Source organism: Streptomyces sp. GESEQ-4 (genome assembly GCF_017948455.1).
Taxonomy (GTDB): Bacteria; Actinomycetota; Actinomycetes; order Streptomycetales; family Streptomycetaceae; genus Streptomyces.
The window spans coordinates 57,351-77,601 of the sequence record NZ_JAFFSU010000012.1 but is presented as its reverse complement, the minus strand read 5'-3'; the positions used below and the strand labels follow the sequence as shown (position 1 = coordinate 77,601).

Annotated in this window: 17 protein-coding genes and 1 pseudogene; 8 read left to right on the top strand and 10 right to left on the bottom strand. The window is 68.7% G+C overall.

All coding sequences use genetic code 11. The features are described from left to right. Positions 1 to 24: 24 nt before the first annotated feature. The 9 genes from KCH48_RS23300 to KCH48_RS23260 all read right to left on the bottom strand — a co-directional run bounded on the left by KCH48_RS23300 (position 25) and on the right by KCH48_RS23260 (position 10,181). On the bottom strand, positions 25 to 912 hold the full coding sequence (locus tag KCH48_RS23300; RefSeq protein WP_210576639.1) for a sugar phosphate isomerase/epimerase: 888 nt from the start codon (positions 910 to 912) through the stop codon (positions 25 to 27). Continuing rightward, the gene (locus KCH48_RS23295) at positions 909 to 1,925 is read right to left on the bottom strand and encodes a sugar phosphate isomerase/epimerase (protein WP_210576638.1); all 1,017 of its coding nucleotides are present in this window, start codon (positions 1,923 to 1,925) and stop codon (positions 909 to 911) included. Before KCH48_RS23295 ends, KCH48_RS23300 begins: the two co-directional genes overlap by 4 nt. A gap of 27 nt (positions 1,926 to 1,952) precedes the next feature. Next, positions 1,953 to 3,002, bottom strand: a complete 1,050-nt coding sequence (locus tag KCH48_RS23290) for a Gfo/Idh/MocA family protein (protein WP_210576637.1) — start codon at positions 3,000 to 3,002, stop codon at positions 1,953 to 1,955. A gap of 29 nt (positions 3,003 to 3,031) precedes the next feature. Next, entirely contained in the window at positions 3,032 to 4,528 is a 1,497-nt protein-coding gene (locus KCH48_RS23285) for a CoA-acylating methylmalonate-semialdehyde dehydrogenase (RefSeq protein ID WP_210576636.1), read from the bottom strand. Positions 4,529 to 4,540: 12 nt separating this feature from the next. Beyond that, positions 4,541 to 6,424, bottom strand: coding sequence for a 3D-(3,5/4)-trihydroxycyclohexane-1,2-dione acylhydrolase (decyclizing) (iolD, locus tag KCH48_RS23280; RefSeq protein ID WP_210576635.1), 1,884 nt, complete (start codon positions 6,422 to 6,424; stop codon positions 4,541 to 4,543). Beyond that, positions 6,421 to 7,131, bottom strand: coding sequence for a 5-deoxy-glucuronate isomerase (locus tag KCH48_RS23275; RefSeq protein ID WP_374104704.1), 711 nt, complete (start codon positions 7,129 to 7,131; stop codon positions 6,421 to 6,423). Before KCH48_RS23275 ends, iolD begins: the two co-directional genes overlap by 4 nt. Beyond that, positions 7,014 to 7,886: an aldolase gene (locus KCH48_RS23270; protein WP_210576634.1), complete on the bottom strand. Its 873-nt coding sequence runs from the start codon at positions 7,884 to 7,886 to the stop codon at positions 7,014 to 7,016. Before KCH48_RS23270 ends, KCH48_RS23275 begins: the two co-directional genes overlap by 118 nt. A gap of 4 nt (positions 7,887 to 7,890) precedes the next feature. Next, positions 7,891 to 8,838 (bottom strand): 5-dehydro-2-deoxygluconokinase, encoded by a 948-nt coding sequence (gene iolC, locus KCH48_RS23265; RefSeq protein WP_210576789.1) that lies wholly within the window; start codon positions 8,836 to 8,838, stop codon positions 7,891 to 7,893. 161 nt (positions 8,839 to 8,999) lie between these two features. Then, a complete protein-coding gene (locus tag KCH48_RS23260; RefSeq protein ID WP_210576633.1) occupies positions 9,000 to 10,181 on the bottom strand; it encodes a Gfo/Idh/MocA family protein in 1,182 nt (393 codons plus the stop codon). A 156-nt stretch (positions 10,182 to 10,337) separates the two neighbouring features. Here KCH48_RS23260 and KCH48_RS23255 point away from each other — a divergent pair, with 156 nt between their 5' ends. From KCH48_RS23255 to KCH48_RS23240, 4 genes are all read left to right on the top strand, one after another. Beyond that, positions 10,338 to 11,387: a LacI family DNA-binding transcriptional regulator gene (locus tag KCH48_RS23255; protein ID WP_210576788.1), complete on the top strand. Its 1,050-nt coding sequence runs from the start codon at positions 10,338 to 10,340 to the stop codon at positions 11,385 to 11,387. Between the two features lie 325 nt (positions 11,388 to 11,712). Continuing rightward, the gene (locus KCH48_RS23250) at positions 11,713 to 12,804 is read left to right on the top strand and encodes a sugar ABC transporter substrate-binding protein (RefSeq protein WP_210576632.1); all 1,092 of its coding nucleotides are present in this window, start codon (positions 11,713 to 11,715) and stop codon (positions 12,802 to 12,804) included. A gap of 32 nt (positions 12,805 to 12,836) precedes the next feature. After that, entirely contained in the window at positions 12,837 to 13,901 is a 1,065-nt protein-coding gene (locus tag KCH48_RS23245) for an ABC transporter permease (RefSeq protein WP_210576631.1), read from the top strand. Positions 13,902 to 13,903: 2 nt separating this feature from the next. Continuing rightward, entirely contained in the window at positions 13,904 to 14,701 is a 798-nt protein-coding gene (locus KCH48_RS23240) for an ATP-binding cassette domain-containing protein (RefSeq protein WP_210576630.1), read from the top strand. Between the two features lie 43 nt (positions 14,702 to 14,744). On the opposite strand, the gene KCH48_RS23235 is transcribed toward KCH48_RS23240, so the two are convergent. After that, complete coding sequence (locus tag KCH48_RS23235; protein ID WP_210576629.1) at positions 14,745 to 15,026, bottom strand: hypothetical protein; 282 nt, start codon at positions 15,024 to 15,026, stop codon at positions 14,745 to 14,747. 880 nt (positions 15,027 to 15,906) lie between these two features. Here KCH48_RS23235 and KCH48_RS23230 point away from each other — a divergent pair. The 4 genes and pseudogenes from KCH48_RS23230 to KCH48_RS23220 all read left to right on the top strand — a co-directional run bounded on the left by KCH48_RS23230 (position 15,907) and on the right by KCH48_RS23220 (position 19,958). Then, complete coding sequence (locus KCH48_RS23230) at positions 15,907 to 17,139, top strand: DUF6271 family protein (protein WP_210576628.1); 1,233 nt, start codon at positions 15,907 to 15,909, stop codon at positions 17,137 to 17,139. Then, positions 17,132 to 18,265 (top strand): annotated as a pseudogene (locus KCH48_RS23225) (ornithine decarboxylase); the annotation flags it as partial. The gene KCH48_RS23230 and the pseudogene KCH48_RS23225, both read left to right, overlap by 8 nt. Next, a complete protein-coding gene (locus tag KCH48_RS42340) occupies positions 18,251 to 18,760 on the top strand; it encodes a GNAT family N-acetyltransferase (protein ID WP_307840928.1) in 510 nt (169 codons plus the stop codon). The pseudogene KCH48_RS23225 and the gene KCH48_RS42340, both read left to right, overlap by 15 nt. 7 nt (positions 18,761 to 18,767) lie before the next feature. Beyond that, positions 18,768 to 19,958 carry an MFS transporter gene (locus KCH48_RS23220; RefSeq protein ID WP_210576626.1) on the top strand — a complete coding sequence of 397 codons (1,191 nt, stop codon included), beginning with the start codon at positions 18,768 to 18,770 and terminating at the stop codon, positions 19,956 to 19,958. Positions 19,959 to 20,251: the final 293 nt, after the last annotated feature.

The window sequence follows — 20,251 nt, the reverse complement described above, 5'->3', positions numbered from 1 at the left end:
GGCCGGCGGTGTCGTGAGCGGGCTTCAGCGCCCGGAGCCGAGCGCGCCCGCGCCGAAGTGCTTGTCGATCAGGGCGGTTGCCTTCTCACGCTGGCGGACGCTGATGTCCTCGGCGTGCTCCTCCCAGCCGAACACGCAGGAGGAGACCACCCCGTCGAAGCCGACCGAGGCGAGCGCCGCGAAGACCTCGTCGAAGTCGACCTCTCCCCGGCCCATCTCGGCGTGCTGGTGCACGCGCACGGTCGAGCCGGGCGGGTTGACGATGTAGCGCAGCCCGCCCGAGGCGGTGTGGTCCAGGGTGTCGGCGAGGTGCACGTAGGTCACCTTCTCGGCCGCGCGCGTGATGATGCCGGTGGCGTCGTCGCCCTGGTGGAAGGTGTGCGGGGTGCAGTAGAGGAACGAGATCCAGTCCCGGTTCAGGCCGCGCACCATGTTCACCGCGGCGTGGCCGTCCTCGATGAAGTCGTCCGGATGCGGTTCGAGCACCAGCTTGACACCCTCGCGCTCGAACACCGGCATCAGCTCCTCCAGGGAGCGCAGGAACTGGCTCTCGGCGAACTCGGCGCCTTCTGGGCGGCCGTTGAACTCGGAGTTCATGGTGGTGACGCCCAGGTCGACGGTGATCTGGATGGCCCGCTTCCACGCGCGCACCGCGGCCTGCCGCTCCTCCTCCCCGGGGCCGGACCAGCGCAGCACCGGCAGCACCGAGGCGATGCCGACCCTGGCATCGGCGGCGCGCTTGCGCAGCTTGGCCACGGTGGCGTCGTCGGCGCGCGGGTGGCGGAAGAAGGGGATGAAGTCGTCCTTGGGCGAGAGCTCCATCCAGGAGTAACCGGCACGCGCCACCAGGTCAGGCAGCTCCAGCACCGAGTGAGTCGAGTAGAACATCTGTGGATCAAGGGCGAGCTTCATCGCTGTCCTGCCTCCGCTGTTGCTGCCGCGGCGCTGTGCAGGTTCTTCGCGGCCAGCGAGAGCCCCTCGGTCTGCGAGTACGCGGCGTCCTCGTGCTCGATGTTCACGGCCATCTCCGGGTCGATCTCCGCGAGGGCACGCAGGAACTCGGTCCAGAACGGCACGTCGTTGCCAAGCCCGACCGCGACGAACTTCCACGCCGGGTTCTGAGGCCAGGCGTTGCACCAGAAGCCGTAGCCCGTGGGCACCTTGCCGGGCGCGTCGGCCGGCACGCGCGTGAACGACGTGTCCAGTACGCCGCGGATGTCGGCGCCCGGGCAGAGCGTCGCGTCCTTCGCGGCGGCGTGGAACACCAGGGGGCCCAGCCACTTGATGGAGGCGATGACGTCCATGCCCTGCCACATCAGGTGCGAGGGGTCCATCTCCGCGCCGACGTTCGTCAGGCCGCCCTCGTCGACCAGCCGCTTCAACGTCACCGGCGAGAAGACGACGTTGTGCGGGTGCATCTCGACGGCGACCCGGACGTCGTTCTCCCGCGCCAGCGCGTCGATCTCCTTCCAGAACGCGACTGCCACACCCCACTGGTAGTCCAGCACGTCCATGTAGACGCCGTCCCACGGATTCACCACCCAGGACGGGTACTTGGCGTCCGGGTCCGAGCCCGGCGTACCGGACATGGTGACCACATGCTTCACGCCCAGCAGGCCCGCGAGGCGGATCGTGCGCCGCAGGTCGTCGGCATGCTTCGGGCCGACCCCCGGGAGTGGGTTGAGCGGGTTGCCGTTGCAGTTCAGACCCGTCAGTTCCATCCCGCGGTCGGCGAACGTCGCCAGGTACTCCTCGCGCGCCGTGGCCGAAGACAGCAGCAGGTCGACCGGGCAGTGCGGGGCGGGGATGAAGCCGCCGGTGTTGACCTCCACCGAGGTCAGACCGTTCTCCTTGAGGATGTCGAGGGCCTCGGTGAGGGTGCGGTCGTGCAGACAGGCGGTGTAGGCGCCGAGCTTGAGAGCCATGTGTCGATGTCCTTCTCTACGTACGGGTCAGGCGGCTGGCTGAACATCCACGGCGACGGCACCGCCGCTGTAGAAGGCGGGTTGGGGCTTCATACCGGTGTCGACGATGCGGCCCGATGCGAGGGCCTCGACGGTGGCGTTGGAGATGACGGTCGCCGCGTAGCCGTCCCAGGCGGACGGGCCGGTGGGCTCGGTGCCCGCCCCGACCGAAGCGATCCACTCGCGGAACTCGGTGTCGAAGGCGTCCGCGAACCGCCCCACCCACGCCTGGAGAACCTCCGTACTGTGCCGGCCCGCCGTGCGCACGGCGACCGAGGCCGGGTCCGGCAGTCGTACGAGGCCCTCCTCGGCGACGATCTCGCACTGGATGTCGTAGCCGTACTGGCAGTTGACGAACATCTCCAGGTCGATGCGAACGCCCTTGGCCGTCTCGAAGAGCATGATCTGCGGGTCCTTCAGGTGCGCGAACCGCTTGCCGGTGGAACGCCCCACGACGACCTGGGTGGAGACGATCTCGTCGTCGAGCAGCCAGCGCAGTACGTCGATCTCGTGCACGGCCGAGTCGAGCGCGGCCATCTCGGAGACGTACGACTCCGGGACGGTCGGGTTGCGGTGGGCGCAGTGCACCACCAGCGGCTCGCCGACGCGGCCGGAGTCGATGACCTGCTTCATCTGCCGGTAGCCCGCGTCGTAGCGGCGCATGAAACCGACCTGGACGAGACGGCGGCCGTACGCCGACTCGGCGTCGATGATCCGCAGACAGTCCTCGACGGTGGTGGCGAGGGGCTTCTCGCAGAACACGGGCTTACCGGCCGCGATGGCGCCCAGGACGTGCTCGGCGTGGGTGGGGCCCCAGGAGGTGACCAGCACCGCGTCGACATCGTCCGCCGCGATCAGCCCGGCACCGTCGGCGCACACCCGGGCGCCGGCCCGGGCCGCCGCCTCAGCGGCCCGCGCGGAGTCGATGTCGGTGACCGCGGTGACCTCGGCACCGCTCACGGTGTCGGTAAGCCGGCGAATGTGATCCTGACCGATCCAGCCGGCCCCGATCACCCCTACGCGCACAGTCGTTGCCATGAGTGTCCTTGGAGAAGGGGACGGGAACTTCAGCTGGAAGTGGGGAAGTTGAAGCCTGCCGCGACCTGCTGCTCGGTCTGGGGCCAGCGGGAGGTGACGACCTTGGGGCGGGTGTAGAAGCGGATGCCCTCGGGGCCGTGGATCGGCGAGTCGCCGATGAGGGAGTCCTTCCAGCCGCCGAAGGAGTAGTACGACATCGGGACCGGGACCGGCACGTTGATGCCGATCATGCCGACCTTGATCCGGCGCTGGAAGCGGCGGGCGGCCTCGCCGGAGGCGGTGAACAGGGCGGTGCCGTTGCCGTAGGGGTTGGCGTTGATCAGGTCGATCGCCTGGTCGAGGGACTCGGCACGGACGACCGCCAGGACCGGGCCGAACAGCTCCTCCTTGTACGCCTCCATTTCGGTGGTGACGTGGTCGAGGAGGGACGGGCCGGTGAAGAAGCCCTCCTCGTGGCCGTCGACCTTCAGTCCGCGGCCGTCCACGACGACCGTCGCGCCCTGCGCGGCAGCGGTTCCGACGGCGTTCTCGACACGTTCCTGCGCGTCCTTGGTGACCAGCGGACCCATCTCGGTGCCGGGCCGGTCACCCGGGCCGACCTCGACCTCACGGGCCTTGCGGGCCAGCACCTCGACCAGCCCGTCGGCCGCGTCACCCACGGCCACGGCGACCGAGACGGCCATGCAGCGTTCGCCGGCCGAACCGTAGGCGCCCGCCGTGATGTGGTTGGCGGCGAACTCCAGGTCGGCGTCGGGCAGGACGACGGCGTGGTTCTTGGCGCCGCCGAGAGCCTGGACGCGCTTGCCGTGGGCGGTGGCCTGCTCGTGGACGTACTTGGCGATCGGGGTGGAGCCGACGAAGGACACGGCTTCGATGCCGGGGTGGGTGAGGATGGCGTCGACGGCCGGCTTACCGCCGTGGACGACGTTGAAGACCCCGTCGGGCAGGCCGGCCCTCTGATAGAGCTCGGCGACGAAGTTGGCGGCGGACGGGTCACGCTCGCTGGGCTTCAACAGGAACGTGTTGCCGGTCGCGATGGCGATGGGATGCATCCACAGCGGCACCATGGCGGGGAAGTTGAACGGCGTGATGCCCGCGACGACTCCCAGCGGCTGGCGGAAGTCGTGCACGTCCACGCCACGCGAGACCTGGTCGGAGAAGGACCCCTTCAGTACGTCGCCCAGACCGCAGGCGAACTCCACGACCTCGCGGCCACGGGTGATCTCACCGCGCGCGTCGTCGACGGTCTTGCCGTGCTCGGCGGAGATGATCCGGCCCAGCTCCTCCTCGTGCTCGACGAGCAGCTGCCGGAAGGCGAACATCACCTGGGTGCGCCGGCTGAGGGAGGAGTCCGACCAGGTCTCGAAGGCATTCGCGGCGGCGGTGACAGCGGCGTCCACATCGGCCGCGCCGCCCAGGACCACCTGGGCCTGCTCGGCGCCGGTGGCCGGGTTGAACACCGGCTGGGTGTCGGCGGTGGAGCCCGGTGCGGGGCTGCCGTTGATCCAGTGCGGGATGGTCTTCACGTGAGGGTGTCCTTACAGGTAGTGCCGCTGATTGAGCTTGTTCGCGGCGTACGTCTCGTAGGCGGCGCGGGTGGAGTCCAGGGCGGAGGTCTGGCTGACGGGGACGTCCCACCAGCCGTGGCCGGGCGGGTTGGGGCCGTAGAGGTCGGTCTCGACGTGCACGACGGTGGTGTACTGGGTGGCCTTGGCCTTCTCCATCGCGCTGCGGAACTCGTCGACGCTGGTGGCGTGCAGGACGTCCGCGCCGAGGGAGGAGGCGTTGGCGGCGAGGTCGACGGGGAGGACGTCACCGTCGAGCCGGCCCGAATCCCCGTCGCGGAAGCGGTACTTGGTGCCGAACCGCTGCGAGCCGAGCGCCTCCGACAGGGCGCCGATCGAGGCGAAGCCGTGGTTCTGGACCAGGACGATGATGACCTTCAGGCCCTCGGAGACCATCGTCACGATCTCCTGAGCCATCATCAGATACGAGCCGTCACCGACCAGGACGACGACCTCGCGCGAGGGATCGGCCATCTTCGCGCCGAGTCCGGCGGCCACCTCGTAACCCATGCAGGAGTAGGCGTACTCGACGTGGTAGGCCTTCGGATCCCGCGCCCGCCACAGCTGTTGCAGGTCACCGGGCATGGAACCGGCCGCGTTGATGACGACGGCCCGATCGTCGAGTACGTCGTTGAGCGCGCCGAGGATCTGGGTCTGGGCGGGGAACCCGCCGGTGTTGCGGTCGGGTGCGAAGCACTCTTCCTCGATCTCCCGTGTCCGGGCGATGAGGTGGCGGGCGCGGTCGCGGTACTCCTGGTCCACTTCCCAGTCTGCGAGCGCCCCCGCCAGCGCTTCGATGCCGAGGCGGGCATCCGCGACCAGCGGCTCCGCCGAGTGCTTCACGGCGTCGAGGCGGGCGACGTTGAGGTTGACGAAGGCGACGTCCGGGTTGCCGAAGACGGTGTGGCTGGCGGTGGTGAAGTCGGAGTACCGGGTGCCGATGCCGAGGACGACATCGGCCTCGCGCGCCAGTTCGTTCGCCGCATACGACCCCGTGGAGCCGATGCCGCCGACCGCGCGGGGATGGTCCCAGGCCACGGCGCCCTTGCCCGCGTGCGTGTCCGCGACCGGGATGCCGGTGGCCTCGGCGAAGGCGCGCAGGGCGGTCTCGGCGCCGGAGTACACAGCCCCGCCGCCCGCCACGATCAGCGGCTTCCGCGCGCCCCGCAGCAGGCGTGCGGCCCGCTCCACGGCGCTCGGTTCCGGCACCGGGCGGCCCACATGCCACACCCGGCGCCGGAAGAAGTCGGCCGGCCAGTCGTACGCCTCCGCCTGCACGTCCTGCGGCAGCGCGAGCGTCACGGCACCCGTCTCCACCGGGTCGGTCAGCACCCGCATCGCGGCCAGCGCGGCCGGGATCAGCTGCTCGGGGCGCGAGACGCGGTCGAAGTACTTCGATACGGCGCGGAAGGCGTCGTTGACCGTGACGTCACCGCCGCGGGTGTCCTCCAGCTGCTGGAGCACCGGGTCGGCGGCGCGGGTGGCGAACATGTCGGAGGGCAGCAGCAGGACCGGCAGCCGGTTGGTGGTCGCCAGCGCCGCACCGGTGATCATGTTCGTGGAGCCGGGGCCGGTGGAGGCCGTGCAGGCGAAGGCGGCCAGCCGGTCACGCATCTTCGCGTACGCCACCGACGCGTGCACCATGCCCTGCTCGTTGCGGGCCAGGTAGTAAGGGAGATCGGCCTCTTGGGTGACGGCGGCCTGCAGCAGCGCCTGCCCGACCCCGGCCACGTTGCCGTGCCCGAAGATGCCCCACATGCCGGGGATCAGCCGCTGCTCCTGGCCGTCGCGCTCGCTGTACTGGTTCGCCAGGAAGCGCACCAGGGCCTGAGCGGTGGTCAGTCGGATGGTGTTCATCGCTCGCTGAGTCCTTCGAAGGGAAGCCTGTCGTCGATGTCCTGCGCGTCCCAGGTGGAGCGCACCCAGCCGTGGGCGGGGTCGTCGCAGATCAGCCAGGCGCGGTCCTGGCCCGGACCGGCCATGACGTTGAGGTAGTAGAGGTCGTAGCCGGGCCCGGCGATCGACGGCCCGTGCCAGCCGTGCGGGATCAGCACGGTGTCGCCGGACCGGATCTCGGCGAGCACATCGATCGGCCGCTCGGGAGTGCCGTGCACCCGCTGGTAGCCGAAGCCGGGCCGGGCCTCGTCGTGCTTGTGCGGTGGATACGACGACCAGTTGCTGCCGGGCAGGCAGTAGTTGTTGACCTGCCTCGAACACGCCCCGGCTCCGCGCAGCTCGACGGGGACGTCCTCCTTGTGCCCGTACCGAGCCGAGTGACCTCCCTGCTCGGTACGGGCGGAGGGCAGCGCGAACCTCTCACCGGATGCGCTGCTGATCAGGGCCTCCGACGCGCGGGGGAGGTACGCGAAGTCGGTGACCGAGTCGAACACGCCTGTCCGCCCGGCGAGTTCGAAGGCCGTGCCGTCCGTGGTGACGGTGGACGAGGTCACAGCAGACTCACCGCCCGGTCCACGGCGCCGGCGACGTCGCCGCTCGCGGGGTAGAGCAGGGACCGGCCCACGACCAGACCCTGCGCGGTGGGCTGCTTGAGCGCCTTGCCCCAGGACGCGAACGCGGCGTCGGCGTCCTTGACCTCGCCGCCCAGCAGCAGCGCGGGCAGCGTGGAGGAGGCCAGCACCCGCTCCATGTCGGCGACGACCGGCAGCTTCAGCCAGGTGTAGGCGGTGCGGCGCCCCAGCCCCGAGGCGATGCTGACCGACTTGATGACAGCATCGGTGGAGAGGTCGTTACGGATCTTTCCGTCCTGCCACGCCGACATGAACGGCTCGACCATCGCGATGAGTTGACGGTCATTCAGCTCGTCCACGGCACGGGCGGTGTTCTCCAGGACGGACGGAGTCGCAGGGTCGCCCAGGGCGATACGGGTGAGCATCTTGCCGCCGTCGAAGCCCATCGCGGCGATCGTGGCGGCGTCGTAGCCGGTGAACCGGTCGTCGATCTCGAACACCGAACCCGCGAGACCGGCCCGGTTCATCGAACCGAAGACAGTCTTGCCATCCAGGACGCCGAGCAGCAGCAGGTCCTCCAGGATGTCGGCGGTGGCCAGCACCCCGGTCACACCCGGCCGCTCCAGCGCCACGCACAGCCGGTCCAGCAACTCGAAGCGGTCGGCCATGGCGGACGGGTCACCGCCCACGCCGTTCGCGCCGCGCGCCGGATGGTCGGCGGCGATGATCATCGCCTTGCCGTGCTCGCCGAGCAGCGAGGTCGCCTTCACGCGGCGCGCGGCGGCGGCCGCGATGGCGCCGGGGTCGCTCACCCGGGCGTCCACGATCCGGCTCACGTTGTCGGACAGCACGTCGTCACGCCTCTCGCTGAAGGTCGTCCGAGCTCGCGGCCCGGAGTTTCGCGGTCACCTCGGCCTCGGTCGGCATCGCGTCGGAGCAGGACAGGCGGCTCGCGACGATGGCGCCGGCGGCGTTGGCGAAGGCGACCGTGCGAGGGGTGTCCCAGCCGGACAGCAGCCCGTGGCACAGCGCCCCGCCGAAGGCGTCACCGGCGCCCAGGCCGTTGACCACGTCCACCGGCACCGGCGGGATCTCGGCCGTCGAACCGTCCCGGTCCATCGCCAGCACGCCCTTCGGCCCCTGCTTCACCACCGCCAGCTCCACCCCGGCGGCGAGCAGCGCCTTCGCGGCGGCATACGGCTCACGCTCACCGGTGGCGACCTCGCACTCGTCGAGGTTGCCGACGGCGACGGTGGTGTGCCGGAGGGCCTCGGCGTAGAACGCCCGTGCCCGGCCGGGGTCCTTCCAGAACATGGGCCGCCAGTCGAGGTCGAACACCGTCGTCCCCGCCTTCGCCCGGTGGGCCAGCGCGGCGAGCGTCGCCGAGCGGCTCGGCTCCTCGCTCAGCCCGGTCCCGGTGATCCAGAAGACCGACGCTTCCCGCACCGCGTCCAGGTCCAGCTCGCCCGGAGCGATGTCCAGGTCGGGGGCCTTGGGCAGGCGGTAGAAGTACAGCGGGAAGTCGTCCGGCGGGAAGATCTCGCAGAACGTCACCGGGGTCGGCGCGATGTCCGACGTACCGACGAAGCCGCTGTCGACGCCGTAGCCCTCCAGCGCCGTACGGACGAAGTCCCCGAACGGGTCCCGGCCCGTCTTGGTGATCACGGCAGCGGTACGCCCGTAGCGGGCGGCGGCGACGGCGACATTGGTGGGGCTGCCGCCGAGGTACTTGCCGAACGAGGTGACCTCGGCCAGCCCCACACCCGTCTGGAGCGGATACACATCCACTCCGACGCGGCCCATGGTCAGCACTTCGAACGGCGTCACAGCTGGCTTCCCTTCGAGCAAACAAGTCGAGCAAGTCGAGCAACAAGCTTGAAGCGCTTGAATAGCGCGCTCTAGTCGAGAACGATGACCCCGTCCGAATGTCATGTCAATAGGTCGTTGCTACGAGGTTTCGCGAGCTACTGGACGGTGACCGCCTTGCCGTCCGCGTCGGCGGAGGCGACGATCGCGTCGATGACGCGCAGGTTGTGCAGCCCGTCGGCGAGGGTGGGGCACGGGGGAAGGCGGTCCAGGCCCGCGATCTGCTCCAGGAAGGCGCGGGCCTGCCAGACGAAGAACTCGTGCTGGCCGTGGCCCACGCTGGGGAAGTCCATGGGCAGGCCGCCGGCGATGTAGGGGTGGCCGGGACCGATCACCACGCGCCGGTAGCCGTCCACGGGGTCGGCGGCCGCCGCGTCGGCGATGGTGAACTCCGCCGGACGTGACAGTTCGAAGGTCGCCGCGCCGCCCCTCGTGAACACCTCGAAACCAAGGGAGTTGGCCAGCCCGCGGGCGATGCGCGAGACGGAGAAGGTGCCGACGGCGCCGGAGGCGAACGTCGCGGTGAAGGTGGCGAGGTCCTCGTTCTCGACAGGCTGCCGCTCCTGGCTCACCTGCACGTTCGCCGAGTGCCCCACTGCGGTGCCGAGGGGCGTCGGCCGCTCGGGGACCTGTATGGACAGCACCGCGCCCTGCACGCTGCGCACCGGCCCGCAGAAGTACTCGCCGAGATCGATGAGGTGACTGCCGACGTCGGACAGCGCGCCGGAACCGGGTCCGCCGCGGTAACGCCAGCTGATGGGGGCGTCGGGGTCGTGTCCGTAGTCGCACCAGTAGTGCCCGTTGAAGTGCTGCACGGGGCCGAGCGAGCCCTCCAGCACCTGCTGCCGGATGGCGTTGACGGCGGGGGAGCGGCGGAAGGTGAAGCCGGTCGCGGCCACCAGGCCGGTGTTCTCCGCGGCCTTCGCCATGGCCTGGGCGTCGGCCACGGACGGTGCGAGGGGCTTCTCGCACAGCACGTGCTTGCCCGCCGCCAGCAGCGCCTCGACGATCTCGCGGTGCAGATGGTTGGCGACCACGACGCTGACCGCGTCGATGTCGTCGGCCTCGGCGATCGCCCGCCAGTCGGTCTCGGCGCGCTCATAGCCGTAGCGGCGTGCGGCGTCCCGGGCGAAGGGCTCGTGAGCGTCGGCTACGGCGACCAGGCGGACCTCGGGCAGTCCTGCGCCGTACAGCGTCGCGGCCTGCCGGTAGCCGTTGAGGTGGGCTCTGCCCGCCATTCCGGCCCCGATGACCGCCACCCTGATCGGTGTTGTGCCCATGGTGATTCCCCTTCGGTGGCCGGCCAGGCAATGAATTAAAACGCTTTAAACCCTGGTACTATCAGCAGCGTCACAGGTAGATGTCAAGGTTGTTGCGCAGATCCAGCAGATCCAGCAGATTCTGTGGACCAGCAGATTCTGCAGACCGGCGGATTCATGGGAGGTCGTGTGGAAGAGCTCGGCTCCGGCGCCCCCGTGGGCGGCAACGGCGGGGCTGCGCGTCCCCGGCTGGAGGATGTCGCCGCGCGCGTCGGCTTGTCGACGGCGTCGGTGTCGCTGGTGCTGCGCAACATCCCCGGCCCCAGCGAGCGCACACGGCAGCGCGTGCTGAAGGCCGCCGCCGAGCTGGGCTACCGGCCCGACCGCACGGCCAGCGCCCTGGCCAGCAGGCGCAGCAGGCTGCTCGGTGTCATGATCGACGTCCACAGCGCCTTCCAGGCCGAGTTGGTCGAGCATCTCCACACGGCCGCCGAGGGCGTCGGATACGACCTGGTCCTGAGTACCCAGACTCGGACCCGCGACGAGAGCACGGCCGTAGAGACGCTCCTCGCCTTCCGCTGCGAAGCCCTGATCCTGCTCGGCCCGGTGGCGCCCGCCTCCGTCCTCGCCGACCTCGACCGCAGGGCGCCCGTCATCTCGGTGGGACGCAGGATCACCGGCGCCGACCTCGACGTCGTCCGCAGCGCTGACGACGACGGAGTCGGCCAGGTCGTCGACCACCTGGTGGGTCTCGGCCACCGTGCGATCGCGTACGTCGACGGCGGCAAGGGCGTCATCGCCACCGACCGGCGCCGCGGCTACCGGGCCGCCATGCGCCGTCACGGTCTCGGCGAACGGATCAGGGTCCTGCACGGGGACCTCACCGAGGAGGCCGGTGAGAAGGCCGGGCGGCACCTCCTCGACGGCGGCGACCTGCCGACCGCGGTGGTCGCGTTCAACGACCGGAGCGCCATCGGGCTGCTCACCGCCCTGCGGGGCGCCGGGGTCGACGTCCCCGGCGCCGTGTCCGTCGCGGGCTACGACGACGACACCCTGTCCCGGCTGAGCTGCTTCAACCTCACCACCGTCAGCCAGAACGCCGAGGAGCAGGCCCGGCAGGCCGTGACGGCCGCCGTCGAACGCCTCGACCAGGGGCGCACGGCACCTCGGGAGATCGTCCTCGCGCCTTCGCTGGTCGTACGGGCGACCACGAGCCGACCGCGCTGATCCCGTCGAGCCGTCGGGCCCGCCCCCGGGCGGCACATATGTGGCTGATGCACTTTTATGCGACAGGCGCACGCCGCAGCGTGCACCTGTGAGCGAACTCTTGACACATTCCCGAAACGCAAGCATGCTCTGCGCACCGCTTAGAACTTAAAGCGATTTAAACGACTCGCTGAATCCACGCTCACACCTCAATCGAGCGTTGCCGTGCCGGGTACCGGACACCCCCCCCGCAACGAGTTGTCCCAACACCCCGCGCCCCGCACCCCGAGCCATGCCTGGCCCCGCTCACGCCCTCCCCCGGCACCACATGAAGGAGCACCCGCACATGGAACGCACCCAGATCCGGCGGCCGTCCGGCCGTCGTCTCTCCAGAAGCGGCCTGACCTTGATGAGCCTGCTCGCCGTGACGGCGGCCGCGCTGACCGGGTGCGCCAGCGGCAAGGCCACCGGCGATACATCGGGGCAGTCGACGGCGCCGGCCGAGGGCGGAACGACATCCGGCACGAAGAGCAACGGCAAGAACAGCATCTACGTCATCGGCGGCAAGTCCGACGACCCGTTCTTCTCCGCGGTCAAGCGCGGGGTCGAGGACGCGACGAAGCTGGTGAAGGCGGGCGGCGGCAAGGTCACCTACCTCGGTCCGCAGAACTACGACAACCTCGGTCCGGACGTCGCCAAGCTGACGCTGACCGCCATCTCGCAGAACCCGTCGGCGATCCTCGTACCGGACTGGGTGCCCGAGAACCAGGACTCCGCGATCAAGCAGGCCATCGCCAAGGGCATCCCGGTGTTCATCTACAACTCGGGCGGCATCGAAGCGGCCAAGCGCGTCGGCGCCGTGAAGTACATCGGGTCGGACGACTACGAGGCGGGCAAGGCGGGCGGCGCGAAATTCGCCGAAGAGGGCGCCAAGAACATCCTGTGCGTCAACACCGTCCCCGGCTCCGCCAACCAGGAGGCCCGCTGCAAGGGCATCAAGGACGGCGCCACGAGCAAGGGCTCCGCATCCAAGCAACTCCCGCTGCCTTCCTCCAACTTCGGCAACCCGTCCGCCGTCACCCAGGCGATCAAGGGCGCGCTGCTGAAGGACAGCGGCATCGACGCCGTGGTGACGATCGGCGTCGGGGACGCCGACAGCGCCGCCGCCGCGATCAAGCAGGCCGGCGCCGGCGACAAGATCAAGCTGGGCACCTTCGACCTCTCGCAGAGCCAGCTCGACCGGATCAAGGCCGGCGACCAGATGTTCGCCATCGACCAGCAGCCGTACCTGCAGGGCTTCTACGTCGTGTCGATCGCCAACCAGTACCTGTCCTACGGCGTGCTCCCGCCGCAGAACCCGATCCTGACCGGCCCGCTCCTGGTCACCGCCGACAACGTCGACGCGGCGATCGCGGGTGCCAAGGCCGGCGTCCGCTGATCCCTCCCGATCCACGAAGGTGACACAGCCCGATGACAACCTCACTTACCGAAACGACGGCCGGGGAAGAGCCCGCCGTCGCCCCGCCGAAGCAGTCCGAGAGCCCTTTGGGGCAACTGCGCCATCGCCCCGAGGTCGGCGCGCTCATCGGAACGATCAGTGTCTTCGTCTTCTTCGCGATCTTCGGCGGCGAGAAGTTCCTGGCCCCGGCGGGCGCGGCGAGCTGGCTGAACATCGCCGCCGAGCTCGGCATCATCGCCATCCCCGTCGGACTGCTGATGATCGCCGGTGAACTCGACGTGTCCGTCGGCTCGGTACTGGCCGGCAGCTCGATGACGCTGGCCATCGTCTCCGGCCACTGGGGTGCCCCGATGATCGTCGGCATCCTGTGCGCGCTCGGGCTCGGGCTGCTGGTCGGCCTGCTCAACGGGATCATCGTCACGCGCACCAACGTCCACTCACTGATCGTCACGCTGGCCACGCTGTCCGGTCTGGCCGGTCTCACCCTGGGCCTGTCCCGCGTCACGACCGGCACCACGAGCGTCCCCATCAACCCCGACCCGCTGTCGAAGTCGCTGTTCGGGCAGCTGATCGGCGGTCAGTTCGAGGTCGCGATCTTCTGGTGGATCGGCATCGCGGTCTGCGTCACGGTGCTGCTGACGATGATGAAGTACGGCAACTGGATCTTCGCCATCGGCGGCGACAAGGAAAGCGCCCGCGCCACCGGCATCCCGGTCGCCCAGGTGAAGATCGCCCTGTACATGGCCAGCGGTTTGGGTGCCGCCCTGGTCGGCGTGATCCAGACCATCCTCTACAACGGCGCCCAGGTCGCCAACGGCCAGTCCTTCGTCTTCAATTCCATCATCGCCGTGGTCATCGGCGGTGTGCTGCTGACCGGCGGATACGGCTCCGTCGTCGGCGTCGGACTGGGCACGCTGACGTTCGCCATCGTCAACCAGGGCATCTACTACACCGGTTGGAACTCCGACTGGGCCAGCCTGATCCTCGGCATCCTCATCCTCGCGGCGGTCCTGATGAACAACACCTTCCGCCGGCTCGCCCTGTCCTACAAGCCCCGATCCGCGAGGAAGGCCTGACCATGACCGCACCCCTTCTGCGCCTGACCGGCATCAGCAAGTCCTTCCTCGGCACCGACGCGCTGCAGGACATCTCCCTCGAGGTGGAGCCCGGCAAGGTGCTGTGCCTGCTCGGCGACAACGGCGCCGGCAAGTCGACCCTGATCAAGATCCTCTCCGGCTTCCACAAGCCCACCACCGGCACGATCGAGATCAACGGCGAACCGGTCGTCCTCGACAGTCCGCGCGACGCCGGCGACCGGGGCATCGCCACCGTGCACCAGTTCGGCGGCACCTTCCCGCTGATGGGCGTCGGACGCTGCTTCTTCGTCGGCGCCGAACCCACCAAGGGCTGGGGCCCGTTCAAGCTGTTCGACAAGAAGCTGGCCGGCGAGATCGCCGTACGAGAGATGCAGTCCCTCGGCATCACCCGCGTCACCGACGGCGGCCGTCTCGTGGGCAGCCTCTCCGGCGGTGAGCGCCAGGCCCTGGCCATCGCCCGTGCCGTCTACTTCGGCGCCAACGTCCTCATCCTCGACGAGCCCACCGCCGCCCTCGGCGTCAAGGAGGCCGCCCACGTCCTGCGGATCATCATGCAGGCCCGCGCCAAGGGCGTAGCCGTCATCCTCGTCACCCACAACGTCCGCCACGCCATGATGGTCGGCGACCACTTCGCCGTCCTCATCCGCGGCCAGAAGGCCGACGACTTCCGCAACGGCGAACGCACCCGGGAGCAGATCACCGACCTCATGGCCGGCGGCGAGGCCATGGCCCACCTCGAAGCGGAACTCGCCGACATGCAACTTCAGGCCGAGACGTAAGCCTGACCGAGGCGAGGTAAGGAGGCTCAGCCTTTGCGTTCGCTCAGCTGAACAGCCTGCTGAGCAGGCCGCCGCCTGCGTCTTCGTCAGGACGTTCCGCAGCCGGAATCTCGCGTTGGTCGGAAATGCCCCCGATTCGATTCACGCCGTGCTCAGGCGACGAGCTCGGCATTTCATCTCCGACATGCTCCGGCTGGTCATTCCCGGAAGCGGACTGAACGACGCTGCCGCTGTTCTCTTCGTCCCCGGCAGCGGCTGGGCCAATGCTGCCGAGGACTGCCGCGGCAGTCATGGCGGTTACGGTCAGGAGCGTGCGGATGCGCATGGGGGGCGTTCTCCGTTCGAGTACGGAACATTGGACCGGCCCATATCATCATCAATTGTGAAATCGAAGCCCAATGCGTCCATCTGTGGGCGAGGCGTCCCATAAAGCACGCCAAGCACGCCAGGCCCGGCTCATGGGGCAGGGCGAAGGCGCGTTCGCGGCGTCTCAGCCGATGCAGAACTCGTTGCCCTCGATGTCCAGCATCGGGCGGTCGGCCGGCAGGCGGCCCGGCCGCTGCCCGGGCGGGAGCCTTCCCGCCCGGGCAGCGTGAGGTTCTCCGCGCACTGCAACACCGACACCAGTGCCAGCAACGCGGGCCAGAGCCCTCTGCGTCCACCGGCCGGATACCAGCCGACGAAGTCCTCATTCGTGAACAGGCTGTCCAACCGGTCTCGCACCCACATCGCGGCCGTGCCCCACGGATTGCCTGCCCTCGCCATCCGCAGGCCCATCGCCATCGCGACCGAGCGAAGATCACCAACGGTATCCGGAAAGTGATCCAGAACCAGGGTTCGGCCGTCACCGACACGTGTCCCGGCACCGGGTATACCGAACGTCGACCGTTTCTATGGCATGCCCCTGACAGACTCTGCACAAGTAATAAAGATTGATCCTCGGTGAAATTGAAAGGACCTCTGCACCGGACAGCAGGCCCCTTACCTCAGCACCTGAGGTTAGGCGTAGAGAATTCCCTGCCCACCCCCAGCAGTAGCGCGCAGCTGTGTCCTTCCGGTTGCGCGCCGAAGAGTGCTGCAACGCAGTACCGGAGTGATGCGATGAATGACTTCTTGTCGATCGTTTCTTCTTTAAGTCCTGATCTCGACGCCGTCCTCACACGACTGTCGCTGCTGCGCTTGACATCGCGGCGGGAGGTGCGGACGTGCGCCGTGTCTGCCTGACCGTGCCGACGAACCGGGAGTGCGTTGCCACCCTCGCAGAGGTGGTCGAAGAGGCCGCCTACGCCGCGAAAAACTTCGACGTCGAGGTGTACCTGCTGGTCCTGGATTCGTCCGCGGACATTGCGGCACATGCCCGCGTACTGAGCCGGGCGGACAACGTTTGGCACCTGGACGAGTCGGCCCAGCGAGAGTTCTTCCAGCGGGTGATCCGGCGCTCCGATGTCGCCAAGCCCGGCATTGTGGCCGATCTGATGCTCCCAAACGGCCTCTCGTACGGCGCCTGCACCAACCGCGCCTTCCTGATCGCGGCCGCCCTGGGATGCGAGTCGGTGCACCGCCGCGACTCGGACAGCTTCTTCCAGACGTACGACGGGGAGAAAATCTTCCCGATCCACGCGGAACTGCTGTCCCTCGGTAAACCGGCGCACCAGGCCGTGACCGTCGAGAAGCGGCTGGATCCGTCGTTGCAGGACGCCACAGTGGCCATGGTCGGCGCGTCGTTCGTCGGTGAGATGTCCGTGGACCTCGGTGAGATCCGCGACTACGAGGCCTACTACGACCTGGTCAGCCTTTGGGCTGCTGACGGCACCTCGGAACAGGAGAAGCGCGCCCTGGTCGAGGAGTCGTTCACCGGTTCGGAACCGTTCACCGGTGACTGGTCCGTGCTCGCCGTGGTCGACCCGATGCGGGTGGACATGCACAACATCAGCTTCCACGGGCTACACGAAAAGATTCCGCTGCCGCCGGCCACCGACACCATCGGTAGCGACTACTTCCTCATCCACGTCGCCGACAAGGCCCGGTTGCCCGGGGTCCTTCACAACCGCCACATCGTCAATTTCCACACCTCCGAACGCAAGACTGACGCTGGTTTTCTGGCCTACCAATTGCGGTTCGCGAAATTCATCCTGTCCATGTACTACTTCCACTTCATCTACCAGCGGATGATCGACGACAGCCCCGCCGCGATCGCCGCGATCGTCCGGGAGAGCACCTGGCAGAACCGGGAACCCAACGAGGCCAAGATCGACAGCCTTGAGCGTGCATATCGCAGGCTCGGCGGCCGGTTCGTGGTCGTCGCGGATCAGATTCGGGACCGTCGGGAAAATCTGCTCATCGAGGCCCGCCGGGACATGGACGACTACGCGCTGCTCATCGACGCGTGGGCGCCCCTGGTCGAGGCCGCCCGCGCCACGAGCGTCCGCCATGTCTGAACTGACGCACGTGCAGTCCGCGCTCGCCTGCGCTGACCAGGACCGGATCATCTACGACCTGACCGGCATCGAGAGCCAGTACGACGCTCTGTGCAGCGAACTGCCGGGTGTCACGGTGCGCTTCGCCATGAAGGCCTGCCCGTTGCACGAGGTGCTGGCCTGCCTGGCCGACCGGGGTGCCGGCTTCGACGCGGCCAGCCCCGGCGAGATCCGGCAGGTCCTGCAGACCGGGGTCGCCCCGCAGGACGTGCACTACGGCAACACCGTCAAGTCTGACGCCGAGATCGCCGCCGCCCATCGGCTGGGCATAACCACCTTCGCCACCGACTGCGTCGAGGACGTATGGGCGATTGCCCAGCACGCCCCTGGCGCCAGGGTGTTCTGCCGCGTGGCCACCAGCGGTCAAGGTGCCATGTGGGGGCTCACCGATAAGTGCGGCAGCAACGATCCGGTCAGTGTCCTGGACGAGGCCCGCCGGAACGGGCTCGTCCCCGCCGGGTTGTCCATCCACGTCGGGTCGCAGCAGATGACTGTACTTGGGTGGCAGCAGGCATTGGATGATCTCGCCGCCGTCCTGCCCGAGTTGGAATCGCGAGGCATCCACCTCGACCTCATCAATCTCGGCGGCGGACTGCCCGCCCACGGCTACCTCACCCGTGACGGCGACCCGCTGACTCCGCCGACTGCGGAGATCTTCGCCGCCATCCGGGCCGGTATGCGGCGGTTGCGGGACGCGTCTCGAAGTCACCTCGAGTTCATCGTCGAACCGGGGCGACATCTCGTCGCCGACCATGGCACGGTTCGCGCTCACGTCGCCCGGCTGACCATCCGCCAGCAGAGATGGCTCTATCTGAGCTGTGGCCGGTTCAACGGGCTGTACGAGGGTGACCAGATCCGCTACCGCCTGACATTTCCCACCCGTACCGACGGCCGGAGCGTACCGGCCGTCGTCGCTGGCCCGACCTGCGACAGCGACGACACGTTCGGCGGCGCTCCGGTACCCGTGCCGGCCGACCTCGCCTCGGGGGATCCAGTGTGGATCCACTCCGCCGGTGCCTACGCCACCAGCTACACCACGCGCGGCTTCAACGGTTACGACCCGCTGCCCTGCGTGACCGTCCGCGCGGAGCGCATTCGGTCGATAAACGCCGACGACTGGAGCACCATCGCAGCGCTGGAGGCGGGTGCGTACACCGCGAGCGGGCTCTCCGAGTCCCACACCGCGCTCGAGTCCCGCGCCTGCAGCTCCCCGGCGACTTCGTTCGTACTGGATGTCGGCGAACGCATCGGCGGATATCTGATCGCCTTGCCCTACCCGCGGTTCCGGTTTCCTGACCTGGCCCGTGCGGAAGACACCGTCTTCAGTTCGTCGAACCTGCACCTGCACGACATCGTCATCGGCGACGAGTTCCGCAACCGCGGCTGGGCGAAACGAATGCTGCGGCATCTAACCGACACCGCCAGATCCTTTCGGTACGAGCGGATCTCCCTGGTCGCCGTCGGCGGAACCACCGGTTTCTGGTCTGCACACGGGTACCGCGTCCATCCCGAGGTCGCCCTGTCGGCCGGATACGGCGCGGACGCTGTCTACATGTCCCGCGTCCTAGCCGACCAAGGTTGAGACCCTCATGCGCCGTATGACCGAGTTCCGCCGCTCCCAGTTGGCCATCGCCGCACTGTTCTGGCTTCTCGGCTTCCAGTACTCGACCTGGGCCGCACGCATCCCCGCGCTCACCGACCGCCTCCACCTGACCTCAGCCGAGGTTGGTGTGCTGCTGCTGGCCGCCGGGGCTGGCGCCGCAGTGTCGTTCCCGCTCGTCGCGAAATTGATGGCGATACTGGGTTCCCGGCGTCTCGCCGTCGGCTCCGCGCTTACTCTGGTCGCGGCCCTCGCCGGGCTCGCCGTCGCCCCGAACTACCCGTCCGCGTTAGCCGTGCTGCTTGTCGACGGCGTCGCGGTCGGCTGTCTCAACGTAGCCATGAACGCGCAGGGCGCCGCTCTCGAGGCGGCGTTCCGGCGCAACACGATGGCCAAACTCCACGCGTTGTTCAGCGGCGGGATCTTCGCCGCCGCGCTGTTCGCCTCCGCCGTCACCACGTTCAGCCATGCGCTGCCCCTGCACTTCACTATCGCCGGCGTCTTGTTGTTGCTATTCCTCCTCGCGGCTCGGCCTGCCCTGCTGAAGCACGACCTGCCCGCCCCGGAGAACGCGGCAGGCCGCCGGTGGGCCCGGCCGTCCGGGGTCGCCGCTTGGCTGGCGCTGGCGATGATCTTCGCCACCATCACCGAGGGCGCGATGACCGACTGGTCGGCCCTCTATCTCAAGGAGATCGCGCACGCCGCACCGCACCTGTTGCCGCTGGGCATCGCCTTCACCTCGGCCATGATGGCGATGGCCCGGCTGTTCGCCGACGGCTGGCGAGAGCGATGGGGGGACAAGCGCGTCGTCCTGGTCGGCGGTGCGCTGGCCGGCGCCGGGCTGGCGGTCGCGCTGCTGGCAGGCGGTGTGGCCCCGGCATTGTTCGGGTTCTCCTGCGTCGGGCTCGGCATGGCAGCGGTGACCCCGTGCCTCTACGTGGCTGCCGCCCGGAACGGGTCCGCCACCCTCACCATGGTCGCCGCGATGGGCACCACCGGGCTGCTCGCCGGACCTCCGGTCATCGGATTCATCGCTGAGGGCAGCAACCTTGCCTGGGGGATGGGTGCGGTCGCGGTCACTGCCTGGCTGGCGGTCCTGTGCGTGGTGCCGATCCGCTGGCCCGGCCCTCCCGCGACGCAGGAGGCGCCGGTCACCGCTGGAGAGCCCAGCGAGGTGTAGACCGCCAAATCGTTGCTGCGAATCAGTCCCTTTATCCCCGGCGCCGAGCTGCAGGCCTGGCGGTCCTGCCACGTCCCGGCTTTGGCAGGGTCGCTCCCTCCTCGTTACAACCCGGGTCAGACACCTAGAGATGGTCTATGTCGGTAAGTAACTTTCACGGCCGTCAGACTTGAGGTTTTTGCGCCATACGCGCACCCTCGCGTCCATCGAGCTGTGAATTTGGCCGCCCGTTTGCTCCGGTTCTCGTGCATGAAGTCCGTCTGGTTTGAAGATCAGGCAGAAACGCCCAGCAG

Bases quoted from the DNA above. Each gene is read 5' to 3' on its own strand.
- KCH48_RS23295 (WP_210576638.1), bottom strand. From the start codon at position 1,925: ATGGCTCTCAAGCTCGGCGCCTACACCGCCTGTCTGCACGACCGCACC.
- KCH48_RS23255 (WP_210576788.1), top strand. From the start codon at position 10,338: ATGGGAGGTCGTGTGGAAGAGCTCGGCTCCGGCGCCCCCGTGGGCGGC.
- iolD (WP_210576635.1), bottom strand. From the start codon at position 6,424: ATGAACACCATCCGACTGACCACCGCTCAGGCCCTGGTGCGCTTCCTG.
- KCH48_RS23260 (WP_210576633.1), bottom strand. From the start codon at position 10,181: ATGGGCACAACACCGATCAGGGTGGCGGTCATCGGGGCCGGAATGGCG.
- KCH48_RS23240 (WP_210576630.1), top strand. From the start codon at position 13,904: ATGACCGCACCCCTTCTGCGCCTGACCGGCATCAGCAAGTCCTTCCTC.
- KCH48_RS23250 (WP_210576632.1), top strand. From the start codon at position 11,713: ATGGAACGCACCCAGATCCGGCGGCCGTCCGGCCGTCGTCTCTCCAGA.
- KCH48_RS23300 (WP_210576639.1), bottom strand. From the start codon at position 912: ATGAAGCTCGCCCTTGATCCACAGATGTTCTACTCGACTCACTCGGTG.
- KCH48_RS23245 (WP_210576631.1), top strand. From the start codon at position 12,837: ATGACAACCTCACTTACCGAAACGACGGCCGGGGAAGAGCCCGCCGTC.
- KCH48_RS23235 (WP_210576629.1), bottom strand. From the start codon at position 15,026: ATGCGCATCCGCACGCTCCTGACCGTAACCGCCATGACTGCCGCGGCA.
- KCH48_RS23220 (WP_210576626.1), top strand. From the start codon at position 18,768: ATGCGCCGTATGACCGAGTTCCGCCGCTCCCAGTTGGCCATCGCCGCA.
- KCH48_RS23290 (WP_210576637.1), bottom strand. From the start codon at position 3,002: ATGGCAACGACTGTGCGCGTAGGGGTGATCGGGGCCGGCTGGATCGGT.
- iolC (WP_210576789.1), bottom strand. From the start codon at position 8,838: ATGGGCCGCGTCGGAGTGGATGTGTATCCGCTCCAGACGGGTGTGGGG.